At 65.9% G+C, this 23,655-nt stretch carries 20 protein-coding genes; 12 read left to right on the top strand and 8 right to left on the bottom strand.

The window, feature by feature from the left end:
• The first annotated feature begins 148 nt into the window (after positions 1-148).
• Positions 149-2,152 carry an AI-2E family transporter gene (locus tag NCR39_RS20615; RefSeq protein ID WP_250453936.1) on the top strand — a complete coding sequence of 668 codons (2,004 nt, stop codon included), beginning with the start codon at positions 149-151 and terminating at the stop codon, positions 2,150-2,152.
• Between the two features lie 25 nt (positions 2,153-2,177).
• Here the strand turns inward: NCR39_RS20615 and NCR39_RS20610 are convergent, their stop codons facing one another.
• The 4 genes from NCR39_RS20610 to NCR39_RS20595 form a co-directional block, all read right to left on the bottom strand.
• Positions 2,178-2,411 (bottom strand): hypothetical protein, encoded by a 234-nt coding sequence (locus tag NCR39_RS20610; protein ID WP_040050611.1) that lies wholly within the window; start codon positions 2,409-2,411, stop codon positions 2,178-2,180.
• A gap of 56 nt (positions 2,412-2,467) precedes the next feature.
• Positions 2,468-4,045 (bottom strand): methyl-accepting chemotaxis protein, encoded by a 1,578-nt coding sequence (locus NCR39_RS20605; RefSeq protein WP_250453935.1) that lies wholly within the window; start codon positions 4,043-4,045, stop codon positions 2,468-2,470.
• 141 nt (positions 4,046-4,186) lie between these two features.
• A complete protein-coding gene (locus tag NCR39_RS20600; RefSeq protein ID WP_250453934.1) occupies positions 4,187-4,978 on the bottom strand; it encodes a 3-hydroxybutyrate dehydrogenase in 792 nt (263 codons plus the stop codon).
• A 24-nt stretch (positions 4,979-5,002) separates the two neighbouring features.
• The gene (locus tag NCR39_RS20595; protein WP_250453933.1) at positions 5,003-6,403 is read right to left on the bottom strand and encodes a GntP family permease; all 1,401 of its coding nucleotides are present in this window, start codon (positions 6,401-6,403) and stop codon (positions 5,003-5,005) included.
• Positions 6,404-6,668: 265 nt separating this feature from the next.
• Here NCR39_RS20595 and NCR39_RS20590 point away from each other — a divergent pair, with 265 nt between their 5' ends.
• On the top strand, positions 6,669-8,114 hold the full coding sequence (locus NCR39_RS20590) for a sigma-54 interaction domain-containing protein (RefSeq protein ID WP_250453932.1): 1,446 nt from the start codon (positions 6,669-6,671) through the stop codon (positions 8,112-8,114).
• A 78-nt stretch (positions 8,115-8,192) separates the two neighbouring features.
• Positions 8,193-8,456 (top strand): hypothetical protein, encoded by a 264-nt coding sequence (locus NCR39_RS20585; RefSeq protein WP_250453931.1) that lies wholly within the window; start codon positions 8,193-8,195, stop codon positions 8,454-8,456.
• 7 nt (positions 8,457-8,463) lie between these two features.
• Here the strand turns inward: NCR39_RS20585 and NCR39_RS20580 are convergent, their stop codons facing one another.
• Positions 8,464-9,033: a lipocalin family protein gene (locus tag NCR39_RS20580; protein ID WP_250453930.1), complete on the bottom strand. Its 570-nt coding sequence runs from the start codon at positions 9,031-9,033 to the stop codon at positions 8,464-8,466.
• 393 nt (positions 9,034-9,426) lie between these two features.
• Here NCR39_RS20580 and NCR39_RS20575 point away from each other — a divergent pair, with 393 nt between their 5' ends.
• Positions 9,427-10,380, top strand: a complete 954-nt coding sequence (locus tag NCR39_RS20575) for an AEC family transporter (protein WP_250453929.1) — start codon at positions 9,427-9,429, stop codon at positions 10,378-10,380.
• 93 nt (positions 10,381-10,473) lie between these two features.
• Here NCR39_RS20575 and NCR39_RS20570 read toward each other — a convergent pair whose 3' ends face one another.
• On the bottom strand, positions 10,474-10,710 hold the full coding sequence (locus NCR39_RS20570; RefSeq protein ID WP_250453928.1) for a DUF4148 domain-containing protein: 237 nt from the start codon (positions 10,708-10,710) through the stop codon (positions 10,474-10,476).
• 272 nt (positions 10,711-10,982) lie between these two features.
• Between NCR39_RS20570 and NCR39_RS20565 the strand changes: the two genes are divergently transcribed.
• Both NCR39_RS20565 and NCR39_RS20560 read left to right on the top strand, forming a co-directional pair.
• Positions 10,983-11,120 (top strand): hypothetical protein, encoded by a 138-nt coding sequence (locus NCR39_RS20565; protein ID WP_250453927.1) that lies wholly within the window; start codon positions 10,983-10,985, stop codon positions 11,118-11,120.
• A gap of 308 nt (positions 11,121-11,428) precedes the next feature.
• A complete protein-coding gene (locus tag NCR39_RS20560) occupies positions 11,429-11,983 on the top strand; it encodes an NADPH-dependent FMN reductase (protein WP_250453926.1) in 555 nt (184 codons plus the stop codon).
• 62 nt (positions 11,984-12,045) lie between these two features.
• Here the strand turns inward: NCR39_RS20560 and NCR39_RS20555 are convergent, their stop codons facing one another.
• Together NCR39_RS20555 and NCR39_RS20550 are read right to left on the bottom strand one after the other, a co-directional pair.
• Positions 12,046-13,674, bottom strand: coding sequence for a hypothetical protein (locus tag NCR39_RS20555; protein WP_250453925.1), 1,629 nt, complete (start codon positions 13,672-13,674; stop codon positions 12,046-12,048).
• Positions 13,675-13,855: 181 nt separating this feature from the next.
• Positions 13,856-16,090: a hybrid sensor histidine kinase/response regulator family protein gene (locus NCR39_RS20550; RefSeq protein WP_250453924.1), complete on the bottom strand. Its 2,235-nt coding sequence runs from the start codon at positions 16,088-16,090 to the stop codon at positions 13,856-13,858.
• A gap of 628 nt (positions 16,091-16,718) precedes the next feature.
• On the opposite strand from NCR39_RS20550, the gene NCR39_RS20545 reads away from it, so the two are divergent.
• The 6 genes from NCR39_RS20545 to shc all read left to right on the top strand — a co-directional run bounded on the left by NCR39_RS20545 (position 16,719) and on the right by shc (position 23,629).
• Positions 16,719-17,087, top strand: coding sequence for a response regulator (locus NCR39_RS20545; protein ID WP_250453923.1), 369 nt, complete (start codon positions 16,719-16,721; stop codon positions 17,085-17,087).
• Positions 17,080-17,703: a chemotaxis protein CheC gene (locus NCR39_RS20540; RefSeq protein ID WP_250453922.1), complete on the top strand. Its 624-nt coding sequence runs from the start codon at positions 17,080-17,082 to the stop codon at positions 17,701-17,703. Before NCR39_RS20545 ends, NCR39_RS20540 begins: the two co-directional genes overlap by 8 nt.
• A gap of 11 nt (positions 17,704-17,714) precedes the next feature.
• Positions 17,715-18,656: a GGDEF domain-containing protein gene (locus tag NCR39_RS20535; RefSeq protein WP_040049592.1), complete on the top strand. Its 942-nt coding sequence runs from the start codon at positions 17,715-17,717 to the stop codon at positions 18,654-18,656.
• Between the two features lie 859 nt (positions 18,657-19,515).
• Complete coding sequence (gene hpnD, locus NCR39_RS20530; protein WP_250453921.1) at positions 19,516-20,364, top strand: presqualene diphosphate synthase HpnD; 849 nt, start codon at positions 19,516-19,518, stop codon at positions 20,362-20,364.
• Positions 20,364-21,650: a hydroxysqualene dehydroxylase HpnE gene (hpnE, locus tag NCR39_RS20525; RefSeq protein ID WP_250453920.1), complete on the top strand. Its 1,287-nt coding sequence runs from the start codon at positions 20,364-20,366 to the stop codon at positions 21,648-21,650. The genes hpnD and hpnE overlap by 1 nt, the downstream gene beginning before the upstream one ends.
• Positions 21,650-23,629 (top strand): squalene--hopene cyclase, encoded by a 1,980-nt coding sequence (gene shc / locus NCR39_RS20520; RefSeq protein ID WP_250453919.1) that lies wholly within the window; start codon positions 21,650-21,652, stop codon positions 23,627-23,629. Before hpnE ends, shc begins: the two co-directional genes overlap by 1 nt.
• Positions 23,630-23,655: the final 26 nt, after the last annotated feature.

Genomic DNA, 23,655 nt, shown 5'->3' with positions numbered 1-23,655 from the left:
GCCGACGCGCAAGCATCCAGCGGATTGTTTCGATGACAGCGATAGCGCTCCCGTACATCCTCACCGGCCACACGCGTCCGATCCCGAAAGTCCTCACCGGCACACGCCTTGCTTAAATGGTCGACTCACCTCGACGAGCGCAATCTCCATGCCCCAGCTTCCCGGTCCGCGCCGGCCACCCGCGAAAGTCCTGCCGCCCGATGCGCCGGGCCTGCGCGCGCTCGCGTCGCTGGTGACGGGCGTCGTCGTCATCTGCGCGCTGTACTTCGGCCGCGCGGTGATGATTCCCATCATTCTCGCCATCCTGTTGAGCTTTCTGCTCGCGCCGTTCGTCGATTTTCTGCGGCGTTTTCGCTTCGGTCAGGTGCCGTCGGTGATCGTGGCGGTGGTCATCGCGCTGTCGGTGCTGACGGCAGTGGGCGCGCTGATCGGCGCGCAAGTCGCGCAACTCGCGGGCGATCTGCCGAAGTATCAGGTGGCCGTCGAGCGCAAGGTGGACAACATTCAGCGCCTCACCGTGGGCCGCGCCGACGCGTTTCTCGGGCGCGCATCGCGTGCGCTGAAGCGGCTTTCGCCCGCGCGCGAGCAGGAGCCGCGCTCCGACGAGAACAACCCGGCCGCATCGCCGATCGATCAGCCGATGCCCGTCGAAGTCCACGAGCCGACGCCCACGCCGCTCGAACTCGCGCAACGCTTCCTGTCGCCGGTGATCAGTCCGCTGGAAACGACGGGCATCGTGCTCGTGGTCGCGGTGTTCATCCTCTTGCAGCGCGAGGATTTGCGCGACCGGCTGATCCGCCTGTTCGGCTCGCGCGACCTGCACCGCGCGACCACCGCGATGGACGAGGCCGCGCGCCGCCTGTCGCGCTATTTCCTCGCTCAACTCGGCATCAACGTGGGCGTGGGAACCGTCATCGCGATCGGGCTGGCGATCATCGGCGTGCCAGGCGCGCTGCTCTTCGGCGTGATGACGGCGCTCCTGCGCTTCGTGCCCTACGTCGGCACGTGGATCGCGGCGCTACTCGCGGTGGTCTTCGCGGCGGCCGTCGGCCCCGGATGGACGATGCTCATCTGGACCATCGTGCTCTACGGCGTCACCGACATCGCGGCGGGGCAGATCGTCGAGCCGCTGCTGTACGGGCATAGCACGGGGCTTTCGCCGTTCGCGGTGATCGTCGCGGCGATTTTCTGGAGCTGGATCTGGGGGCCGATAGGACTCGTGCTCTCGACACCGCTCACGCTGTGCCTCGTGATCCTCGGGCGGCACGTGGATCGCCTCGAATTTCTCGATGTGCTCTTCGGCGACCGACCCGCGCTCACGCCCGCCGAGAACTTTTATCAGCGGCTCTTGGCGAACGATCCCGACGAGGCGCTCGTGCAGGCGGAATCGCTCCTGAAGGAGCGCTCGCTGATCGCTTATTACGATGAAGTCGCGCTCGAAGGCCTGCGCCTCGCGCACAACGACGTGCAGCGCGGCGTCGTGACGGACGACCAGTTGAAGCGCATCAAGGAATCGGCGCTGGACATCATCGAGGGGCTGGAGGACACGGAGGATATCGCGCCGGCCGTGTTGCGCAAGGAAGAGCCGCCCGCGAGCCCGACGTCGCCGGAGGAAGTGGCGAAGATCGCGTCCGAGACGCCGCCCGAGCGCTTCGATTCGCAAGCGGAAGGGCATACGGCGTCGGTGCTGTGCATCGCGGGGAGAAGCGCGCTGGACGATCTCGCCGCGACCATCGCCGTGCAGCTTTTCCGCAAGCACGGGCTGGGCGCGGATCTCGCGGGCTACGAGCGGTTCTCGCGCGGGCGCTTCGGCGAAGTGGATCTATCCGGCGTGACGATCATCTGCGTGGTGTCGTTCGATGCCGCCGAGTCGCCGCCGTACCTGCGCAATCTGCTGCGCCGGCTGCATCAGCGGGCGCCGTCGGCGGAGCTGATCGTGGGCCTCGTGTTCGCGGAAAGTCCGCTGCAAGGCGAAGTGCTCGTGCGCACGAGTTCGGCGGCGGTGTCGTTCAAGGAACTGGTCGATGCGTCCGTGGCCGCCGCGCGGCGTCAGTCCAGCGATGCCGTCGCGTGGGCCAGTCCCGACCTGCCGCCCGCCGATGCCGCGCAGAGCGACTTGCGCGCGGATGTCGCGGCGCTGCGCAACGCCTGAGCGCGTCGAAGCGCGCGAGGCGCTCTCAGCGATTCCCGTCGAAGAGATCGTTGAGCATGGTGTCGAACGCGGCCTGCGCGTCTTCGAGTTCCTGCAGCGCCGCGTCGAACGTCTGCAGCGCCATCTGCGACGGGCGGCCGTCGCCTTCCGGCGGAAACTGCTTCTGCAAACCGAGAAACGCGGTTTGCACCTGCTTCGTCGCGTTCACGATACGTTCCATCGCTCGCGCTTCTTCCACGCGGTTGTTCTCAGCGGTCATCGGGGCACTCCTCGTTGGCAATGCTCCGATAGTACCAAGCGACGCGCCGTTGCAGGCTACGCCGTCGTCCGCTCGCGCGCCGGCGCGACCGTGAAGAGCCGCACCGCTTCGTCCAGTACCACGGCGCGCTCGGCCAGGCGCTTGGCCGTCGCCGCCGCCTGCTCGACGAGCGCGGCGTTCTGCTGCGTGGAGTCGTCGAGATGGGCGACCACCTGATTCACTTGCGCGATGCCGTCGGCCTGTTCGCCGCTCGCCTTCGCCACTTCCATGATGATCGTCGATACGCGGTTGACCGCTTCGTCGATCGCGCGCATCTGGCTCGTCGTGCGCGACACGAGGCTCGTGCCTTCCGCGATCTCCGCGACGCTCGTCGCCACCACGTTCTCGATTTCCTTCGCCGATGCCGCGCAGCGCTGCGCGAGACCGCGCACTTCGGTCGCGACGACCGCGAACGAGCGGCCCGCTTCGCCCGCGCGCGCGGCTTCCACGGCGGCGTTCAGCGCGAGAATGTTGGTCTGGAACGCGATGCCGTCGATCACGTCGGTGATGTCCGCGATACGCCGCGACGCCGCCGTGATGCGCTCCATCGTCTGCTCGACCTGACTCGCGATGCGCCCGCCGTCGTCGGCCGCGGCCTGCGCTTCCTTCACGAGTTCGAGCGCGCGCACGGTGGCGTCGGCGTTGCCTTGCACGGTCGTGGTGAGCTGGTCCATCGTCGCGGCCGTCTGTTCGAGCGATGCCGCCTGCAACTCCGTGCGGCGCGACAAATCCGTGTTGCCGCTTGCGATTTCGCGCGCGGCGTCGAGCATGCCGCCGATCTGGCCACGCACGTCGAAGACGATCGCCGCGAGATTCGCCTTCAACTGGCCGAGCGCGCGCTGCACTTCGCCGAGATCGTCGTGACGCGCGACGGGGATGTCGGCGGTCAGGTCGCCAGCGGCCATGCGCGCGGCGAAGCCGGACATCGTGCGCACGGGGGTATCGAGCTGACGCGACAGCGCGAGCCATCCCGCGATGCTCACCGCCGCGCCCGCGCCGAACGCGATCCAGAACGGCAGCGGCGGCGCGCCGCGCCAGGCGGTGAGCGCGGCGATCAGCGTGGCGGCGGGCACGGCGGCGAAACCCGTCGCGACGCGCGCGCTCACCGGCATGCGCGCGATCGCCGCGATCTTGCCCGCGATGCCGCGCCGCACGAGCGCGCCGCGCACGAGCCGGTGCGGCGAATGGCCGGCGCGCATCGTCGCGTAGAGCGCTTCGGCTTCGTCGATTTCGGCGCGGCCCGGCTTCACGCGCACGCTCAGATAGCCGACGGCCTTGCCGTGCTCCATCACCGGCGTGACGTTCGCGCGCACCCAGTAGTGATCGCCGTTCTTGCGCCGATTCTTGACGAGCGCGGTCCACGAGCGGCCGGAGCGCACGGTCGACCAGAGATCGGCGAACGCATCGCGCGGCATGTCCGGATGGCGAATGATGTTGTGCGGCTGGCCGATGAGTTCGTCGCGCGAAAAGCCCGACACGGAGACGAAGGCCGGATTGCAGTACTGGATGTTGCCGGAGAGATCGGTCGCGGAGACGAGCATCTCCGAGGCGGGGTAGTCGAATTCGTGCTGGGTGACGGGTTGGTTGTCGCGCATGATGTCCTTGTGCTTTCGATTCGTGCGCGCCGCCGGACGACGGGCGGCGCGCTTTTGCATTACAAGGACATAACGGCAGATGGCCCTACAGTCTTTAGGGGAATGCGGCGGAATGACTCAGGGACGCATCCGCCGGCGCAATTACTGCGCGCTCCATCCGCCATCGATCTGCAGCGCCGAACCGCGCATTTCGCTCGCGGCATCGGAACAGAGGAACACGGTCATGTCGCCGATCTGCTGCGGCGTCACGAACTGCGCCGACGGCTGTTTCTCGCCGAGCAGCTTCGCGCGCGCGGCATCGGCCGAAAGCGATTCGCGCGCGGCGAGATCGTCGATCTGCTTTTGCACGAGCGGCGTCAGCACGAAGCCCGGGCAAATCGCGTTGACGGTCACGCCGGTGCGCGCGTTCTCCAGCGCGGCCACTTTCGTGAGGCCGAGAATGCCGTGCTTCGCCGCGACATACGCCGATTTGCCCGCCGATCCGACCAGCCCATGCACCGACGCGATGTTGATCACGCGGCCCCAGTTGCGCGTGCGCATCGCGGGGAGGGCGGCGCGCATCGTGTGGAACGCGGAACTGAGATTGATCGCGATGATCGCGTCCCAGCGATCGACCGGGAATTCGTCGATGGTCGCGACGTGCTGAATGCCCGCGTTGTTCACGAGCACGTCGAGCGCGCCGAAGCTCTCGTTCGCGAACGCGATCATCGCTTCGATCTCGCCGGGCTTCGTCATGTCGGCGGGATGGTGCACGGCCTTCGCGCCGGTCGCCTCGATCTGCGCGAGCGCGCCGCTCACGTCGCCGAAACCGTTCAGCACGAGATTCGCGCCTGCGTTCGCGAGCGCCGTGGCGATGCCTAAGCCGATGCCGCTCGTCGAGCCGGTCACGAGCGCCGTCTTGCCGGCGAGCGTTTTCGATGCGGTTTGAGTCATGAGCGCTTTCCTCTTGTTTAGTTATCAGACGATGCCGGTCGCGTAGTACACGCCGATCACGAAGAACACGGCGAGCGTCTTGATGACCGTCACGGCGAAGATGTCGCGATACGACTCGCGGTGCGTGAGCCCCGTCACCGCGAGCAGCGTGATGACCGCGCCGTTGTGCGGCAGCGTGTCCATGCCGCCGGACGCCATCGCGACCACGCGATGCAGCACTTCCAGCGGAATATGCGCAGCCTGCGCGCCGGCGATAAACGTATCGGACATGGCTGCAAGCGCGATGCTCATCCCGCCGGAAGCAGAACCCGTGATGCCCGCCAGCGAACTCACGGAAATCGCCGCGTTGACGAGCGGATTCGGAATGCTCTTGAGCGCATCCGACACGACCAGGAAGCCCGGCAACGCCGCGATCACGCCGCCGAAGCCGTATTCCGACGCGGTGTTCATCGCCGCGAGCAGCGCGCCCGCGACCGCCGCGCGCGTGCCCGGCGCGAAACGCTCCTTCACGCGCGGGAACGCGGTCAGCAACACGAGCAGGATGCCGAGCAGCAGCGCGCCTTCGACGGCCCAGATCGCGATGACCGGCTTGATCGCCGTCACGACCGGCGTATGGACGCCCGGCAGCGCTTCGGGCGCGACCGTGTAGCTCGCGCCGTACCACGTCGGAATCCAGCGCGTGAGCGCGAAGTTCGCGACGCCGACGAGCACGAGCGGCGCAATGGCGAGCAGCGGGCTCGGCAGATTCGTCGACTCGACGCGCTCCGGCTCGTTCACGAGCGACGTGCCGTAGCCTTCGCCCTTGGCCATCGCCGAGCGGCGTCGCCATTCGAGGAACGACAGACCGACGACGATGATGAACACCGAGCCGATCACGCCCAGCCACGGCGCGGCCCAGCCGGTCGTCTTGAAGAACGTCGTCGGGATGATGTTCTGAATCTGCGGCGTGCCGGGCAGCGAATCCATCGTGAAGGAGAACGCGCCGAGCGCGATCGCGCCGGGCATCAGGCGCTTCGGAATATTGCTCTGGCGATACATTTCCGCCGCGAACGGATACACCGCGAACACGACGACGAACAGCGACACGCCGCCATAGGTGAGGAGCGCGCACACCGCGACGATCACCGCATTCACGCGCGACTTGCCGATATAGCGGATCGCCGCCGCGACGATCGACTCGGAGAAGCCCGACAGTTCGATCACCTTGCCGAAGACCGCGCCGAGCAGGAACACGGGGAAGTAGAGCTTCACGAAGCCGACCATCTTCTCCATGAAGATGCCCGTGAACACCGGTGCGACGGCGGCGGGATCGGTCAGGAGAACGGCCGCGAGGGCGGCGATCGGCGCGAAGAGGATGACGCTGTAACCGCGATAGGCGGCCAGCATCAGGAACGCCAGGGCGGCGAGCACGATGAGGAACGACATTGAGTCTCCAAATGGTTGTTTTTTGCACTGATTCCGCGTGGCCTCTTGTGAAGGCGCAGTCGGCGGGCGGCTGAATGCAGCTTCCGTGCCAATCGGCGCGGCGGCACGGCGGACGGGCATCGGTGGCGGAATTGGGCGTCTCCCGATCGCGAAAAGTCTACGAATCGAGACATCGATTTGCACCGAGTCTTGTCGCCGCAGGCTTCTTCTTGTCTCCATATTGAGATAGGCTGTCGCCATTACGAGAAAAACGGAGACAGCGCTCATGCGCAACGACTGGATCAACGTGCCCGCGGATTACGGCGACGTGCTGCGCCGCGCGATGGAATCGCTCTTCAAGACCTTCGAGAATTCGAGCGAAGGAACGTTCATTGTCGATGCGGACGCCCACGTCGTCTGGATCAACAAGCGTTATGCGGCGCGCTTCGGCTTTTCGGATCCGAACGACGCCATCGGTCTCGATTGTGAAGCCGTGATTCCGAACAGCCTGATGCGCGAAGTCGTCGCGACCGGCAAGCCGATTCTGCTCGACGTGCTCGAAACGGGTCGCGAGCCGCTCGTCGTCACGCGATTGCCGCTGAAGGACGATCAGGGCGCGACCGTCGGCGCGATCGGCTTTGCGCTCTTCGACGAGATGAAGGCGCTCACGCCGCTCTTCGCGCACTACTCGCGCGTGCAGCAGGAATTGATCGCGACGCGGCAGTCGCTTGCGCAGGCGCGGCGCGCGAAGTACACGTTCGCGAGTTTCGTCGGCACGAGTGCGGCGAGCCTCGAAGTGAAGCGGCAGGCGCGGCGCGCGGCGCTCGTCGATTCGCCCGTGCTGCTGCTCGGCGAAACCGGCACCGGCAAGGAACTGCTGGCGCATGCGATCCACGGGGCATCGACGCGCGCCGCCAAGCCGCTCGTCACCGTGAACGTCGCGGCGATCCCGGACACGCTGCTCGAAGTCGAATTCTTCGGCGCGGCGCCGGGCGCGTACACGGGCGCGGAACGCAAAGGGCGCGTCGGCAAGTTCGAACTGGCGGACGGCGGCACGCTTTTCCTCGACGAAATCGGCGACATGCCGCTGCCGTTGCAGGGCAAGCTCCTGCGCGTGCTTCAGGACAAGGAATTCGAGCCGCTCGGGTCGAATCGAATCGTGCGCGCGGACGTGCGGATCATCGCGGCGACGTCGGCGGATTTGCCCGCGCTCGTGGCGGCGGGGCGGTTTCGCGCGGATCTGTTCTATCGGCTCAATGTGCTGACGATTCACGCGCCGCCGTTGCGTGAACGGCTCGGCGACATCGAAGCGCTCGCCTATGCGATTCTCGAAGAGCTATCCGGCGAAGCGCGCACGGGCCACATCAGCCAGTTCGTGCTGCACGACGACGCGCTGCGCCTGCTCATGTCCTGCGCGTGGCCGGGCAACGTGCGCGAGTTGCGCAATACGCTCGAACGCGCGCTGATGCTGTCGGAGCGCGAGCATATCGATGCGCGCGCGCTCGCGCCGTTCATCGATTCGAAGCCCGCGACGCTGCCCGCGCTCGCCGCCCCGGCCGATGCAAGCGCGCCGTCCGTGCCCTACGCCGAAGCGATGAACGACTTCGAGCGCCGTTTTCTGACCGATGCGTTGCGCGCGAGCGGCGGACGCGTCGCGGATGCGGCGCAGCGCATCGGCATCGGGCGCGCGACGCTGTATAAGAAGATCGCGGCGCTGGGAATCGCGGTGTGACATCGGCCGCGATGGCGCGTGGCATACTCGCGAAATCCATCGGAATCAAAAATAACGACCTAAAACAAGGGGTGCGGGATGAAGCTCGGCAAAGCAACTGGCCTATTCGTGATGCTCGCGGCGGGTGCGTCAGGCGCATTGGCGCTTGGCGGATGCAGCAGCGCGCCGCCGCTTTTTTCCGCCGATGGCCGGCCCACGCAGCTCGTCACCTGCCCGGCGTACGGCGGCTGGAGACTGTGCGCCGATAACGCGAAAGTCGCATGCCCGAGCGGCTACGACGCGCTCGAGCAATCGAGCGAGAACAATCAGAACACGCTGCTGTTCGCGTGCAAGGCGAACTAAACGCGCTTCAGCCGTGCTGTGTTTCGCGCAGCATCGTGACGTCGTAGCCGAGCGCGCTCGCGCGGGCGAGCAGCGTGCGCCGCAGTTCCGCCGATGGCCGCGCCTCGCGCGTCAGAATCCATAGATAGCGCCCTGACGGTTCGCCGACGATGGACCACGTGTAGTCGTCGGCGTGATCGAGAATCCAGTAGTCGCCGACATAGAACGGACCGAAGAACGACACCTTCAGCTTCGTGCCGTTCGAGCCTGCGACGACCTTCGCGCGTCCCTCCGCCGAGCGATACGGCCCGGACAGGCTGCCCTGGCGGCACGCGTTGATGACGGAAATAAGCCCGTCCTCGCGACGCGCGTAGTTCGCGGTGACCGCTTCGCAATTGCGCTCGAAGCGATTCTCGTAGCGCGCGAATTCGAACCAGTGGCCGAGATAGCGATCCAGATCGACGGCCTTCGACGGTTCCGGCACGTGGTCGTTGCCGCGCCGCTTCGCACTCTGCGATGCATACGCCGCCAGCGCGCCGATGCCCCCGAGCAGGACGAGCGCCGTCGCGCCGTAGGTCCAAGGTCTTTTCAGTTTCATCGATGTTCGCGTGTTGTTTGCGTCCGTGTGGGACGGCTTTAGCAGCAAGTGGCGTTCCGCGCTTCCCGAAAGTTCTCACCTTTGGCCGCGCTGCGCTCGATGCATCGAAACACTTCGTCTTTGAGAATGCTCCCGTATCGTCTCACCGCAACGCGACTCGGTCGCGCTTGACGTTGCTTCGTTACGTGAATCGCGAGCGCGGCGCAATCGCGCGTCAAATCGAGGAAGCGTTATCCGTCAACGACTTGCGATCGCTTCTTAATGTTTCGCGATGCAGATGAGTGAGGCAGCATCGCCACGGCGCGCTCACCGTCGCGCGGCTCCCGAACCCTCTCACCTTTGCGATCGCCGGTATCCTTGCGCTCTTTCCTCTCGCGTCCCGCAAACGCTCACATGTCATCGCCGGTTTCAGCGCTTCTCGCTCCGCTCTTCTCCATCATCCTGCCGGTCTTCGGCCTCATCTTCGCCGGCTACGCGTGCCGCAAGCTCGACAAACTCGGGCCGGCGGCGGCATCGGAGTTGAATCGCTTCGTCGTGTATCTCGCGCTGCCCGCGCTGCTCTTCGACACGATGGCCAAGACGCCGCTCGCCATGCTCGATCAGCCCGCGTTCATCGCGGTCTTCGGCATCGGATCGGCGGCGGTGTTCGCGATGACGCTCGGCGTGCGGCGAATGCAATCGCGTTCGCTCGCCGACGCCAGCATCGACGGACTGAACGCGGCTTATCCGAATACGGGCTTCGTCGGCTTGCCGCTCTGTCTGCTCGCGTTCGGCAAGGAAGGGCTCGCGCCCGCCGTCATCGCGACGATCATGACCGTGTGCGTGCTCTTCGGCGTCGCGATCGTGCTGATCGAACTCGGCTTGCAGACGGAAAAGCATATCGGCGCGACGTTGTGGCGCGTCGCGAAGTCGCTCGGCAAGAATCCGCTGCTCGTCGCGCCGGTCGCGGGTGCGCTGTTCAACGCGTCCGGATTGACGGTGCCGCAGGGCGGCGAGACGCTCATCAAACTGCTCGGCGGCGCGGCGAGTCCGTGTGCGCTCGTGGCGCTCGGGCTTTTTCTCGGCGCGAAAGGCGAGGCGCACGATGCCCGCACGACCGGCGCGCTCGTCGCGCTGAAGCTGATCGCGCAGCCGTTTTTGACGTGGTGGCTCGCGGTTCACGTCTTCCCGTTGCCGGCGCTCTGGGCGAAGACCGCGGTGATCCTGAGCGCGCTACCGACGGGCACCGGGCCGTTCATGCTCGCGGAGTTTTATCGGCGGGATGGAAGCGTGACATCGAGCACCATTCTCTTTTCGACCGTGCTCTCGCTCGTCACGGTGACGCTTTGTCTGACCGTGATGCTCTGATTCGCGCAAAAAAACCCGGCGTGCGGGACGCCGGGCGAAACCACCTTCTATTCGACGGTGGTGGAGGGGCCGTTTTACTGCCTCATTCGATGTTTACTGAGCCGCGCGATCATGCGCATCCGCGCGCAACTCTGCATGCCGTTGCTGATACGGACGCAATTGCGGATAGCTCAACTGATTGATTGCGTCGAGATCGCCGGCGCGTCGCGCGGTCGCGAGTTCCGCCTTCACTTCGGCGCGCGACTTTGCGCCGTACGCGGATTGAGCGAAAGCGGGCACAGTCGCGAGAAGCGCCGATACGACGATGCCGATGGTGAGCGAGCGATTCATGATGGACTCCTTGTTTGCCGTGCGTCCGGTTGACGCTTGGCAATGAGTCTAGGAGGAATCCCGTCCGGCAAAAACGCCGGTTGCGCCAACACATTGTTGTTCGGTTTGGAGGAATGGGGTGCTGCTTGGCTTCGCGTTTCCGGCGCATCGACCGATTATTACGTCGATAACAAATATAACTTCAGGTTTCAGCGCTTTTTATGCGGACGCTCCATAGCTAAAGTTCGCTCACCGATCAGCAAGATCGTCGAACGAACCTCAGGAGGTGTCACATGAAGCGCATTCTTTCCATTCTCATCGCATCCGTCGCCCTTTTCGCCGCTGCCGGCGCAGCGCAAGCGGTGGAATCGCAGCAGCCGTCGAGCTGCCAAGGGCCGGCATCGCAATGCAATGTGTTCTTCGGGCAGTAAAAACACGCCGTTTTGGCGCGGCGTTCGGGGAACAGTCGGCAGCTTTGTTTCGTTTATGAATCGAAAACTAAACGGCTCCGACGCTTTCCCCGACTTATCCACAGATTCTGTGGATAAACTTGGGGATAGCTGGCCGCAAACCGAGTATTGACGCGGCACGAACTGGACTGCGCGATTCATCACAAAAATGAGTTCAATCGCCGGAATCCGCCTCGGGTGACGCGCTTCCATCGTTACGAATATGATGTCTCCTCGCGCCCGGAAGAGCGGGCAGCGGGTCACTCACTTTCATCGACGGAGAACAGCTCATGGCCTACAAAATCGCGGTGGTGGTAGGAAGCCTGCGGCGGGATTCGTTCAACAAGCAGCTCGCGCACGCGCTCGAAACGCTCGCGCCGGACGACTTCGCGTTCGAGCACATCGATATCGGCGGCCTGCCGCTCTACAGCCAGGATTACGACAGCGACTTCCCGGAATCCGCGCGCACGCTCAAACAGAAAATCTCGGACGCCGACGGCCTGCTCTTCGTCACGCCCGAATACAACCGCTCGATTCCCGGCGTGCTCAAGAACGCGCTCGACTGGGCCTCGCGCCCGTGGGGACAAAGCGCGTGGGGCGGCAAGCCGGGCGCGGTGATCGGCACATCGGTGGGGGCGATCGGCACGGCTATCGCGCAATCGCATCTGCGGGGCGTGTGCGCGTATCTCGACATCGCGCTGCTCGGCCAGCCGGAGATGTACATCAAGCACGACGAAAGCCGTATCGATGCGAGCGGGAACATCGTCAGCGAAGACACGCGCAAGTATCTGCAAAACTTCATGGACAAGTACGCCGCGTGGGTGCGCAACTACGCCGCCGCGTGATCCAATGAAAACGGCCCGCGCGAGCGGGCCGTGTCGTCGGCGAAAGCGAAAGGGGAGTCAGTTCAAATGTGATGATGCCCCGTCACGCGATCCCAGCCATGACGGATCGCCGCCTTGAAGCGCTCCCACGTATCGCCTTCGGGATGCCGCGTCTCCCAGTCGCGGCGCATTTCATACTCCATCTGATCGTCCCACGCGCGGCTGCGGAAGCGGTCGTCGTTGCCGAGCGTCGCGCCGTAGCGATACGCGCCCTGATAGTCCTCGTACGGCTCGCCGGTCACGGCATATCGGGCGTCGTAATCCGCGCGGAAGTCCTCTTCGTACTCCATGTACTCGTTCGGCGTCGTGCGCGGGCCGAGCGGAACCGCTGCCTGCGACGCCGCCGACGTACCGATCGGATCGCCCGACGCGCCCATCGCCGGCATCGACTGCGATTGCGACTGCGACGGATTCTGCATGTTCATCTGCTGCGGCTTCGCGGGTTCGTCGAGCGTGCTGAGCGGCTCGATGGACTCGATTGGCCGCCAGTCCGTGTTCGGATCGACGCGCATACCCGAACCCACGCCGGTCTCCGCGCCGGGAGCCAGCGGATCGGGCGTGCCGGTCAGCGGATTGGTGCGGGAGAGCGGATCCTTGCTCGCGGCTCCGAACGTGTCGCGCCGGCTCGCGCCTTCCAGCTCGCTCGACATGCCGCCGACCTCCGCGCCCGAAGCCAGCGGATCGGCGGGCGTGCCGGTCAGCGGATCGTTGCGGCCGAGCGTATTCCCGGCGTCGACGGAATCGCGGACGGCGAGCGGATCGGCAGGCATGCCGCCGAGCGGGTCCATGCCCGTCGTGGCGAGCGGATCACGGCCCGTGACCGGGTCGCGGCCAGCCAGCGGATCGGTGGCCGTGGCGGTGGCGCGCTTCGTTTCGACCTGCTCGTACTGCACGCTCGAAGGCTCCGCCGTATCGCGCTGCGGACGCGCGTGCGGCATCAGCGGATCGTCGGCGGGGTCGCTCACGTAATCGCGCGAGGTCACCGTCGCGGGATCGTTGCGCGTGGGCGTTTCGACACGCGGCGCGCCGACAGGATCGACCAGCGGATCGACGAGCGGATCGGACACCGCTGCCGAAAGCGGCGCGACGGCCGGGTCGCCGACATCCGAGCGCGGATACGCCCGCGCGCGCGGCCACGTGTCGCGCGGCTCGTTCACGGGCGCCTTGCCCGGCACGCCGCTGCCGCGTCCGAGGCCGAGTTCGTCGAGAATCGAATGATCGCGGTCGTCGCTCGCGGCGGGCGTCGCGGCCGCGCCGTGCGATAGCGTCGACCAGCTCGCCGCGCGTTCGTCGATGTCGATGGCCCCGCGATCCGACAGCGTCGCGCGGGCGATTTCGGCTTGTTCCTCGCTCGCCGTATCGACGGCGACGAGCACCGCGCCGCGCCGCACGGCTTCCGAGTAATGCGCGACTTCGGGCGGCTGATCGCGTCCGCCGAACAGCATGCTGAAGAAGCGCTCGATGTTCGCGAGCACGCCCGGCTCCGCGTGCGTTTCCGCATCGGGCGCGGCGGACGGCACGGCGGCATCGTCGCGCTTCGGGTTCGCCTGCAATTCGATGTCGGTGCGCGCGAAGCCCGCGCTCATCAGCGCCGAGCGAGCATCCTCGGCTTCGGCGTAGGTATCGAATACTCCAATGACGGTGTGTCGCATGGTCGCCTCCTCTCGCTTGAGCGGATTTCCTAAGTCGGCACCGCTCGATTGCCGCACGTGCGTATGCAACACGCAACCGGCGTGCCGGGTGGCAGGCGCTTGATGATTGGCGCGGCGCGGAACGTGCGCCGGCGGCGCTTTTACAAAAGCGCGATGCAAAACTGCGATCGACGATGAACGTTCAGCGATCGACCGGACGCGCCGTCTGGCCTTCGCGAATGCCGCGCAGCAGCGAATCGAGCAGCGCGATGTCGAACGGTTTCGACAGCACGCGCGCATCGACTTGCCGCGCGCGATCGAGTTCTTCCGCGTAGCCGGTGACGAGAATGACCGGGACGCGCAGCTCGGACCGCTGCATGCGTTCGGCCAGATCGATGCCGTTCAGACGCCCCGGCATGTGGATGTCGGACAGGATCACATCGAACGGCGGAACCGGCGACGCGCCTTCGAGCATCGTCATCGCGGTATCGGCGTTGAAGACGTAGGTGACGCGGTGGCCCATCATCGTCAGCAGCGCTTCGGTGCCGGCCGCGACTTCCTCGTTGTCTTCCACGAGCAGCACGCGCAGGCCGTCCGCTTCCGGCGCGGTGGCCGCGGCCGGGTCGGCGTCGCTGTCCGGCGCGCCTGTCGCGGTGGCGCGCGGCAGATAGAGGCGCACGGACGTGCCCGCGCCGATCGCGCTGTCGATGGTCGCCAGCCCGCCCGCGCGCTCGCAGAACGCGAAGACCTGCGGCAGGCCGAGGCCCGTGCCCATGCCTTTGGGCTTCGTCGTGAAAAGCGGCTCGAACGCGCGCCCGAGCACGTCCGAATTCATGCCGACGCCGGTATCTTCGAGCGTGATCTGCACGAAATCGCCGGTCAGCGGAAAACCGTCCTCGTGACGAAAGCGCACGTTGTCCGCGCGGACGGTGAACGTGCCGCCGCTCGGCATCGCGTCGCGCGCATTCACCGCGACGTTGATGAGCGCAAGTTCGAGTTCGGCCGGATCGACGCGAATCGTGCCGACATCCGCCGCGACTTCGACGTTCAGTGCGACCTTCGCGCCCAGCGACGCGCGCAGCAATTCGCGCACGGCCGACACCCACGGACCGAACGCAATGACTTCGCTGCGCAACGGCTGCTTGCGCGCGACGCCCAGCAACTGGCGCGTCAGCGACTGGCCGCTCTTGAGCGCGCGTTCCATCGCGGAAAGTTCGCGGTCGAGACCGAGCGGGCCGCGCCGTCTCGCGATCTGCACGTTCGTCGAGACGATCATCAGCAGATTGTTGAAGTCGTGCGCCACGCTGCCGACGAGATTGCCGAGCGCTTCCATCTTGCGCGCCTGCCGGTACGCGGATTCGATGGAACGCCGCATCGACGCTTCCGCCTGCCAGCGCTCCCACGCTTCCTCCTCGATGGCGAGCCGCCGCAGCGACTGGCCGATCACGCCCCACAACACGATGCACGGCGCGAGGATCGACAGCGCCAGCACGCTCAGGTGCCGATACCACTCGTCCCAGATCGTCGAAATGGGATAGCCGCTCGACACATAGACCGGATACGCGCCGACGCGCCGGAACGCGACGATCTTCAACTGGTTGTCGAGGCCGGACACCATTTTCACGACGCCGCCGCGCGCACCCGACCGATAGGCGGCGCGCAATGGCGAGTTGGGCGCGAGCGACATGCGCGTCACCGGCCGCTCGGGGTACCACGCGAGCACTTCGCCGTCCGCGCGGGCGAGGCCGAGCGAGATCGTCGGGTTGTCGCCGAGCAATTCGCGATAGAACGCGTTGAAGTACGCCGGCCGCAGCGCGATCGACACCATGCCCGTGAATCGCCCGTCCGTGGCGCGGCGCGCGACCGCCGTGTTGAACACGCGCTCTTTCGCGACGCTGCCGATCATCACGCGCGAGATCTGCTCGGTATCCTTGCTGTTCTTGAGGCCGATGAAATCGTCGCGGTCGCCGACGGTAATGTCCGGCGTCGGCCAGGCGCGGCTCGTCGCGAGCAACTGGCCGTCCGGTCCGAACACGGATGCCGCCGCGACCTGCGGATACGCGCCGATCATCTCCGCGATGCGCTCGTGGATGATCACGTCCTGCCGGTGTATCGCGTTGGGATCGAGGTCGTCGAGCAAATCGACGATGCGCTCGTTCAACGTCACGTTCAGGTCGAAGACCTTGAGCGCGTGCTCCTCGGCCACGCGCGCGTCGCGGGCGACGGTATCGGACGCGGCGGCTTCGCGGGCGTGAAAGTCGGAGATCGCGGTCACGGCGACGTACACGCACGGAAGCACGACGGCCGCGATCAGCAACGCGTACAGCGTCAGGCGTTGCGCCGCGAAGTTTCTTTCGGGAACGACGGGAAAAGGCGGCTCTTCCGCCCTGTGCTCGGCGGCGAGTCCGGCGTCGTGTTCCTCACGTTGCAGCGTCATCTTTGGCAGCGAAGTGGAAAACTTTACTCATGCGGCGCTCGGGCTGCTCGTGCCGACAAGGCCGGGCGGCGATGCGCCGGGGTAAAGGTCTGGCGCAAGCACGAAATATACCGAGTGTCGATGACGCGGCTCGCATCCAGTGAAAGAAGCCAAGCGCGGGCGGGAAAGTTAGCGAGATTATCGGAAGCGCAAACGTACACAAAAGTACGGAAAGCGCTGCCGATGGCGGCTATCGAGTGAATCGACTGACTTTTGGCATGTAACTGAGAGGTTCTATCCTCGTTTTGCGTTCTGACGAGTTGCTTGCGCATCTTCTTAGGTCGACAATGGAATCCTCTGATTTATACGCCATAAGAGCGTCCATCGGGATAAAAACAGCTTGCGGCGTACGCGCACGCAGGGACCAAGGCCAACGATCCGCGCGAGCCGTCGCGCGGACCACGCACGGGGCAATGCCATGACGCTAAACGACATCCGGCGCCGCGCCGCATCGGCGGAAGACCACGCAAGCGCCGCGTATCCGTAAAGATCCATAAAGTTTGCTGCGGCGGCGCCGTAAACACATGCGAGAGCATGTCGTGTCTGTCATGACGGCTCTCGGCCCGAACGCTCATCCATCCGACCGACCATGCCTTTGCCGATTGTCATTGCCGATGATTCCCTGCTCGCCCGCAAGGTGTTGACGCGCGCGCTGCCCGAGGACTGGAACGTCGAGATTTCCTACGCGACGAACGGCCGCGAGGCGCTCGATCTGTACCGGGCGGGCCGCGCGTCCGTGATGTTTCTCGATCTCACGATGCCGGACATGACCGGCTATCAGGTGCTCGACGCCTTGCAGCACGAGGATCTGAACACATTCGTGATCGTCGTTTCCGCCGATGTCCAGCCGATGGCGCAGGAGCGCGTGCGCGCGCTCGGCGCGATTGCCTTTCTGCCGAAGCCCGTGACGCCCGAAGCGCTGCGTCCCGTTCTGAAGGAGTACGGACTCCATGGTTGACCCCGCCCTGAACGAAGAACAGCGCGACGCGCTGCAGGAAGTCGCCAACATGGCGATGGGCCAGGCCGCGACGCGCCTGTCGAAGCTGCTCGGCACGTTCATCGAGTTGTCGGTGCCGCGTGTGCGCGTGGTGGGCGTGTCGGAGGCGTCGGAGGCGCTGAGCCAGATGACCGGCATCACCGATGCCGTGACCGCCGTGCGCCAGGGCTTTCGCTCGGACATCAAGGGCGAGGCGATCGTGCTGTGCAAGAGCGGCAGCGTGGATCAGCTTTGCGCGCTCGTCGACGATCCGTATCCGAAATCGGCCTACGAGGCGACCACGCGCACGGAGCTGATTTTCGACGTGGCGACGGTGCTGATGGGCGCGTGCGTGTCGTGCATTCTCGAGCAGCTTGGCCGCGCGCCGATCTTTTCGCCGCCGGGCATGCTCGGCCTGGAACTCGGGCTCGACGAAGTCTTCCAGCCCGCGATGCTCGCGTGGAAGACCGCGCTTTTGCTCGAAGTGAATTTCGCGCTGGAGGACCACAGCTTCCGCGCGCATCTGGTGATGCTGATGGCCGAGGACGCGATCCAGCATCTGCACGAAGCGCTGGATGCGCTGCTGTCGAGCCTTTGAGCCGCATCGACATGGAAGAACTGCGGCATGTGCTGAGCGAACTGGTGATCGAGCGCGTGGGCTTCGGCATTTTCGTGCTCGATCGCGATCTGAACGTGCTGATGTGGAACCGCTTCATGGCGGATCACAGCGGCAAGACGGCGGAGCAGGTCGCGGGGAAGTCGATTTTCGCGAGCTTTCCGGAACTGCCGCGCGTGTGGCTGACGCGCAAGGTCGAGAGCGTGTTCCAGCTTGGCAGCTTCGCGTTCAGTTCGTGGGAGCAGCGGCCGTATCTGTTCAAGTTCGATCACGACCGGCCGATCACGGGCGGCGTCGATTTCATGCAGCAGGACTGCACGTTCATGCCGCTCACGCACGAGCGCGAGGTGCGCGCGGTGTGCGTGACGATTTCCGATGCGACTCACGCGAGCATGATGCAGCGCGCCCGCGACGAGGCGGTGGCGAAGCTGCAGGAATTCGCGGATCGCGACGGGCTGACGGGCATAGCGAACCGGCGTTATTTCGAACTGCGTCTGCGCGATGAGTTTTCGCGCTGGCAGCGCTATGACGGCGATCTGTCGATGCTGCTTTTCGATCTGGACCACTTCAAGCGTATCAATGACGAGCTTGGCCATCTCGTCGGCGATACGGTGCTGCGCGTGATGGCGGCGCGCGTCGCGGCGGCCGTGCGCGTGCAGGACGTGTTCGGGCGCTTCGGCGGCGAGGAGTTTGCCTTGCTTTTGCCGTGCACGAATCTCGAAGACGCGATGATCGTCGCGGAAAAGGTGCGGTGTGCGATTGGCGAAACGCCGATCGATGTGCAGGGCGCGCGGGTGCCGGTGACTGCTAGCGTCGGGGCCGCCTGTGCGCGGCGTGGCGCTACCACTTCGTATGAGGCACTCATCAATGAGGCTGACGCCGCGCTCTATGCCGCTAAGCGCGGCGGGCGGGATCGTTCTGTTGGGTTCGCTTAGGTTTTTGCCTTTGCCTTTGCCTTGCCAGGCGGGCGTTTCTCCGTTTTTTCGCGTCGGTCTATTAGCTCGCCCCTCCCCGGGGCGGGGGTCACTTTCTTTGCTGCTGCAAAGAAAGTAACCAAAGAAAGCAGCTTTTTCGCCCGCTGTTCTTGTTGACGGTGCACTCCGTAGAACCACGTTGGCACTCAGCTTGAATCAGCCCTGGAGCACTTTCCGCGCTCGCTGACGACTAACGTCCTCCGAGCCCCTCGGCTCGACAAAACCGCTGGGGCACTATCGCTCACGCCTAAACAAACCACGAACGAGAGACCACGCGCGACGGTGAAAGACATCAGTGCGTGGATGGCGGTGGAGAGTAGGCTTTATTAGAGCTTGTGGTGTTGGATGGCGGGTTGCCTGCCGATGGTTTTGTCGAGCCCGGGGGCTCGCATGGCGTGGCGCTCAGCGGGCGTGGAAGGTGATTCAAGGCTGGTTCAAACTGAGTGCCAATGTGGCTCTACGGAGTGCTCACGATGCTGGTGCTTTGGGCTCGAAAAGCTGCTTTCTTTGGTTACTTTCTTTGCAGCAGCAAAGAAAGTGACCCCCGCCCCGGGGAGGGGCGAGCCAATAGACCGACGCGAGAATAAGCACCAAAAAGAACTAAGAAGCACCCCGCCCCGGCAAGGGGCAATAAAAAAACCGCGTCCGCGCCAAACGCCGACAATTGATATACTCTCTGCCGCTCCGGCAAGGGATAAGCGCGATTGCAAACGCCCCATCTCCTTTCAGCGCCACGTCGTTTCCGCGCGCTCCTCGGATCGTCGAAACCCGGCGCCGGATCTCTTAATTTGCCCTTGGGGGCGCCACAGCGGAGTCCGTCTTGGCCGTTTCCAACACCATCGCCGACGAATCCACCACCGACGCCGCCAAAGCATCGTCGGGAAGTTCGTTCTATCTCGCCATGCGCATCCTCCCGGCTGCGCAGCGGGACGCGATGTACCAGATCTACGCCTTCTGCCGCGCCGTCGACGACATCGCCGACGAAGGCACGCTGCCGCGCCGCGAACGCGCACTCGCGCTCGAACGCTGGCGCGATGACATCGACGCCTGCTACCGCGGCGCGCCCAAGCCCTCGCTCGAACCGCTCACGCGCCACATCCACGCCTTCCGGCTCTCCCGCGACGACTTCCACGCCGTCATCGACGGCATGGCCATGGACGCCGCCTGCGACATCGTCGCGCCCGACGAAGCCACGCTCGACCTCTATTGCGATCGCGTCGCAAGCGCCGTCGGCCGGCTATCGGTGAGAATCTTCGGGATGCACGAGGACGCCGGCCGCCGGCTCGCGCACCATCTGGGCCGCGCGCTGCAGCTTACCAACATCCTGCGCGATATCGACGAAGACGCCGCCATCGGCCGCGTTTATCTCCCGCGCGAACTGCTCGCGCGCGAAGGCATCTCCACGAGCGATCCGGCCGCCATCGCCGGCGACGCGCGCCTGCCGCGCGTGTGCGCCGTGCTCGCCGAGCGCGCGAAAGGACACTACGCGCAGTCCGACGCCATCATGGCCGCGTCGCCGCGCCACGAAGTCCGCGCGCCGCGCATCATGTCGGCGGCGTATCGGACGGTGCTCGACGCCAATCTCAAACGCGGCTTCGACCTGCCGCGCCCGCGCGTGCGCACGCCGCGTGCGCGTCTGCTGTGGATCGTGGCGCGCAATCTGTTCTGATGTCCCGGCGGGTTCATGTCGTCGGCGCCGGCCTCGCCGGACTCGCCGCCGCAGTGCAGGCGCAACGGCGCGGCGCACGCGTCGTGCTGCACGAAGCCGCGCCCCACGCCGGCGGCCGTAGCCGCTCCTATTTCGACGCCCGCCTTGGCATCACGGTCGATAACGGCAGTCATCTGCTGCTGTCCGGCAATCATTCGACGCTCGCGTATCTGCGGGCGATCGGTTCCGCCGACAGCCTCACCGGGCCGACGCATCCCGAATATCCGTTCTTCGATGTGCAAAGCGGCGCGGCATGGACCATCCGCATGTCGCCGGGGCGCGTGCCGCGCTGGATTGTCGACGCCGACGCGCGCGTGCCCGCCACGCAGCCCGCCGACTATCTCGCGCTGCTGCCGCTCTTTTTCGCGAAGCCCGGCCGCACCGTCGAACAAACGCTGCACGCACGCGGACGCGTCTGGAGTCTGCTCGCGCGGCCGCTTCTGCGCACGATGCTCAACGCCGATCCCGCCGATGCCAGCGCGACGCTCGCCGCGAACCTGCTGCGCGAAACGCTCGCGGCGGGCGGACAGGCATGCCGGCCGCTCGTCGCGAAAAACGGTCTCGCGCACGCGTTCGTCGAGCCGGCGCTGCGGCTGTTGCAGTACGGCGGCGCGGACATCCGGCTGGGCGCGCGCATCACGGGCATCGGCTATTCCGGCACGGATTCGAAGGAACGGGTAAGCTCCCTCGCTTTCGAGCATGCGGGCGATCCCGTCGCGGTCGATCCGGGCGATGGCGTCGTGCTCGCGGTGACGCCCGACGCCGCGCGCCGGCTCGTGCCGGACGTGGCCGCGCCCGACGAATTCCGCGCGATCGTGACCGTGCATTTCGCGGTCGACGTGCCGATCGCATTCGTCGGCTCGGAGCGGATGACGTTCTTCGTGAACGGCACGGCGGACTGGCTCTATGCGACCGATGGCCGGCTCACGGCGGTCATCGCCGATGCGAACCGCCTGCTCGGCACGCCGCACGAAGAAATCGCGGCGAGCGTCTGGCAGGAAATCGCGAAGGCCGTGCGCATGCCGGGCGCGCCGACGCCGTCGTGGCAGGTCGTCGTCGAGGAACGCGCGACGTTTGCCGCGGTGCCGTCGCAGGAAGGCTTGCGGGCCGCGACGCGCACGCGCTGGCCCAATTTCACACTCGCGGGCGACTGGACGGCGACCGGCCTGCCCGCGACGATCGAAGGCGCGATCCGCTCCGGCCAGAAGGCCGCGGATGCGCTGATGAACCCATCGATGGAACGCTGATGAACGATTTATCTCCGTCGGCCGTGGGCGCGCCGGTGTCGAACGCCGCGCTGGACCACGCCGTCACCGAGGCCACCAACGCGCTGCTCGCGGCGCAAAACCCCGAAGGCTACTGGCTCTACGAACTCGAAGCAGACGCCACGATTCCCGCGGAATACGTGCTGCTCGTCCACTATCTCGGCGAAACCGCTGACGACACGCTCGAAGCGAAGATCGGCCGCTATTTGCGCCGCATCCAGCTCGACGACGGCGGCTGGCCGCTCTTCACCGACGGCGCGATGGACGTCTCCGCCACGGTGAAGGCGTACTTCGCGCTGAAAATGATCGGCGATTCCCCCGACGCCGAGCACATGCAGCGCGCCCGCCGCGCGATTCTCGCCGCCGGCGGCGCGGAGAAGGTCAACGTCTTCACGCGCATCCTGCTCGCGCTCTTCGGCGTGGTGTCGTGGCGCGCGGTGCCGATGATGCCCGTCGAAATCATGCGCCTGCCGGTGTGGTTCCCGTTCCACTTGTCGAAGGTGTCGTACTGGGCGCGCACGGTGATCGTGCCGCTGCTCGTGCTGAACGCGAAGCGCCCGATGGCGCGCAATCCGCGCGGCGTGCGCATCGACGAAGTTTTCCGCGACCCGCCCGTCAACACGGGCATGCCGGAGCGCGCGGGGCACCAGAGCCGTGGCTGGTTCGCGTTCTTCCGCGTGGCCGACGCCATCCTGCGCGCCACCGACCGCGCTTTCCCGAAGGCCGGCCGCGAACGCGCGATCGACGAAGCCGTGCGTTTCGTCGACGAACGGCTGAACGGCGAAGACGGCCTCGGCGCCATTTTCCCGGCGATGGCCAACTCGGTCATGATGTACGACGTGCTCGGCTACCCGCCGGAGCATCCGAACCGGGCGATCGCGCGCAAGTCGATCGACAAGCTGCTCGTCATCGACGAAGCCGACGACGGCGAAGCCTACTGCCAGCCGTGTCTGTCGCCGGTGTGGGACACGTCGCTCGCGTCGCACGCGCTGCTCGAAACCGGCTTGCCGAAAGCGCGCGCGGCGGTGGCGCGCGGGCTCGAATGGCTGCGCCCGCTGCAGATTCTCGACGTGCGCGGCGATTGGGTCTTGCGCCGCCCGAACGTGCGGCCCGGCGGCTGGGCGTTCCAGTTCGCGAACCCGCATTATCCGGATGTCGACGACACCGCCGTCGTCGTCATGGCGATGGAGCGCGCGGATCGCGAAAACGGCACGGCCATGTACACCGAAGCGATTGCGCGGGCGCGCGAATGGGTCGTCGGCATGCAGAGCAGCGACGGCGGATGGGGCGCGTTCGAGCCGGAAAACACGCAGTACTACCTGAACAACATTCCGTTCTCGGATCACGGCGCGCTGCTGGACCCGCCGACCGTCGATGTCTCCGCCCGCTGTCTCTCGATGCTCGCGCAACTCGGCGAAACGCCCGCGAGCAGCGAGCCGGCGCGCCGCGCGTTCGACTACATCGTGAAGGATCAACAGCGCGACGGAAGCTGGTACGGGCGCTGGGGCATGAACTACGTCTACGGCACGTGGTCGGCGCTGTGCGCGCTGAACGCAGCCGGCGTCGCGCCTTCGGATTCGCGCATGAAGCGCGGCGCGGAATGGCTCATCGGCGTTCAGAATGCGGACGGCGGCTGGGGCGAGGACGGCGACAGCTACAAGCTCGACTATCGCGGTTACGAACAGGCGCCGAGCACCGCGTCGCAGACGGCGTGGGCGCTGCTCGGGCTGATGGCGGCGGGTCTCGTCGAGCATCCGACGGTCGCGCGGGGCGTCGCGTATCTCGTGCGCACGCAGGTGAGCGACGGCCTGTGGGACGAGACGCGCTTCACCGCGACGGGCTTTCCGCGCGTCTTCTATCTGCGATACCACGGCTATCGCAAGTTCTTCCCGCTATGGGCGCTCGCGCGCTATCGCAACCTGACGCGCGAAGGCGAAACGCACGTGACGGTGGGCATGTGAGCGGGCCGCGCGCCCCGTTCGTCGCG

Origin of the sequence: Caballeronia sp. ATUFL_M2_KS44 (assembly GCF_023630965.1) — a bacterium.
Lineage (GTDB): Bacteria > Pseudomonadota > Gammaproteobacteria > Burkholderiales > Burkholderiaceae > Caballeronia > Caballeronia concitans.
The sequence above is the reverse complement of the archived record's forward strand: the minus strand, read 5'-3'. Positions and strand labels throughout refer to the sequence as shown.

What these genes read in the sequence shown, in the direction of transcription:
- shc (WP_250453919.1), top strand. Translation starts at nt 21,650, where the DNA reads ATGAACGATTTATCTCCGTCGGCCGTGGGCGCGCCGGTGTCGAACGCC.
- NCR39_RS20535 (WP_040049592.1), top strand. Translation starts at nt 17,715, where the DNA reads ATGGAAGAACTGCGGCATGTGCTGAGCGAACTGGTGATCGAGCGCGTG.
- NCR39_RS20590 (WP_250453932.1), top strand. Translation starts at nt 6,669, where the DNA reads ATGCGCAACGACTGGATCAACGTGCCCGCGGATTACGGCGACGTGCTG.
- NCR39_RS20610 (WP_040050611.1), bottom strand. Translation starts at nt 2,411, where the DNA reads ATGACCGCTGAGAACAACCGCGTGGAAGAAGCGCGAGCGATGGAACGT.
- NCR39_RS20585 (WP_250453931.1), top strand. Translation starts at nt 8,193, where the DNA reads ATGAAGCTCGGCAAAGCAACTGGCCTATTCGTGATGCTCGCGGCGGGT.
- NCR39_RS20570 (WP_250453928.1), bottom strand. Translation starts at nt 10,710, where the DNA reads ATGAATCGCTCGCTCACCATCGGCATCGTCGTATCGGCGCTTCTCGCG.
- NCR39_RS20545 (WP_250453923.1), top strand. Translation starts at nt 16,719, where the DNA reads ATGCCTTTGCCGATTGTCATTGCCGATGATTCCCTGCTCGCCCGCAAG.
- NCR39_RS20600 (WP_250453934.1), bottom strand. Translation starts at nt 4,978, where the DNA reads ATGACTCAAACCGCATCGAAAACGCTCGCCGGCAAGACGGCGCTCGTG.
- NCR39_RS20550 (WP_250453924.1), bottom strand. Translation starts at nt 16,090, where the DNA reads ATGACGCTGCAACGTGAGGAACACGACGCCGGACTCGCCGCCGAGCAC.
- NCR39_RS20560 (WP_250453926.1), top strand. Translation starts at nt 11,429, where the DNA reads ATGGCCTACAAAATCGCGGTGGTGGTAGGAAGCCTGCGGCGGGATTCG.
- NCR39_RS20565 (WP_250453927.1), top strand. Translation starts at nt 10,983, where the DNA reads ATGAAGCGCATTCTTTCCATTCTCATCGCATCCGTCGCCCTTTTCGCC.
- hpnE (WP_250453920.1), top strand. Translation starts at nt 20,364, where the DNA reads ATGTCCCGGCGGGTTCATGTCGTCGGCGCCGGCCTCGCCGGACTCGCC.
- NCR39_RS20575 (WP_250453929.1), top strand. Translation starts at nt 9,427, where the DNA reads ATGTCATCGCCGGTTTCAGCGCTTCTCGCTCCGCTCTTCTCCATCATC.
- NCR39_RS20580 (WP_250453930.1), bottom strand. Translation starts at nt 9,033, where the DNA reads ATGAAACTGAAAAGACCTTGGACCTACGGCGCGACGGCGCTCGTCCTG.
- NCR39_RS20540 (WP_250453922.1), top strand. Translation starts at nt 17,080, where the DNA reads ATGGTTGACCCCGCCCTGAACGAAGAACAGCGCGACGCGCTGCAGGAA.
- NCR39_RS20615 (WP_250453936.1), top strand. Translation starts at nt 149, where the DNA reads ATGCCCCAGCTTCCCGGTCCGCGCCGGCCACCCGCGAAAGTCCTGCCG.
- NCR39_RS20595 (WP_250453933.1), bottom strand. Translation starts at nt 6,403, where the DNA reads ATGTCGTTCCTCATCGTGCTCGCCGCCCTGGCGTTCCTGATGCTGGCC.
- NCR39_RS20605 (WP_250453935.1), bottom strand. Translation starts at nt 4,045, where the DNA reads ATGCGCGACAACCAACCCGTCACCCAGCACGAATTCGACTACCCCGCC.
- NCR39_RS20555 (WP_250453925.1), bottom strand. Translation starts at nt 13,674, where the DNA reads ATGCGACACACCGTCATTGGAGTATTCGATACCTACGCCGAAGCCGAG.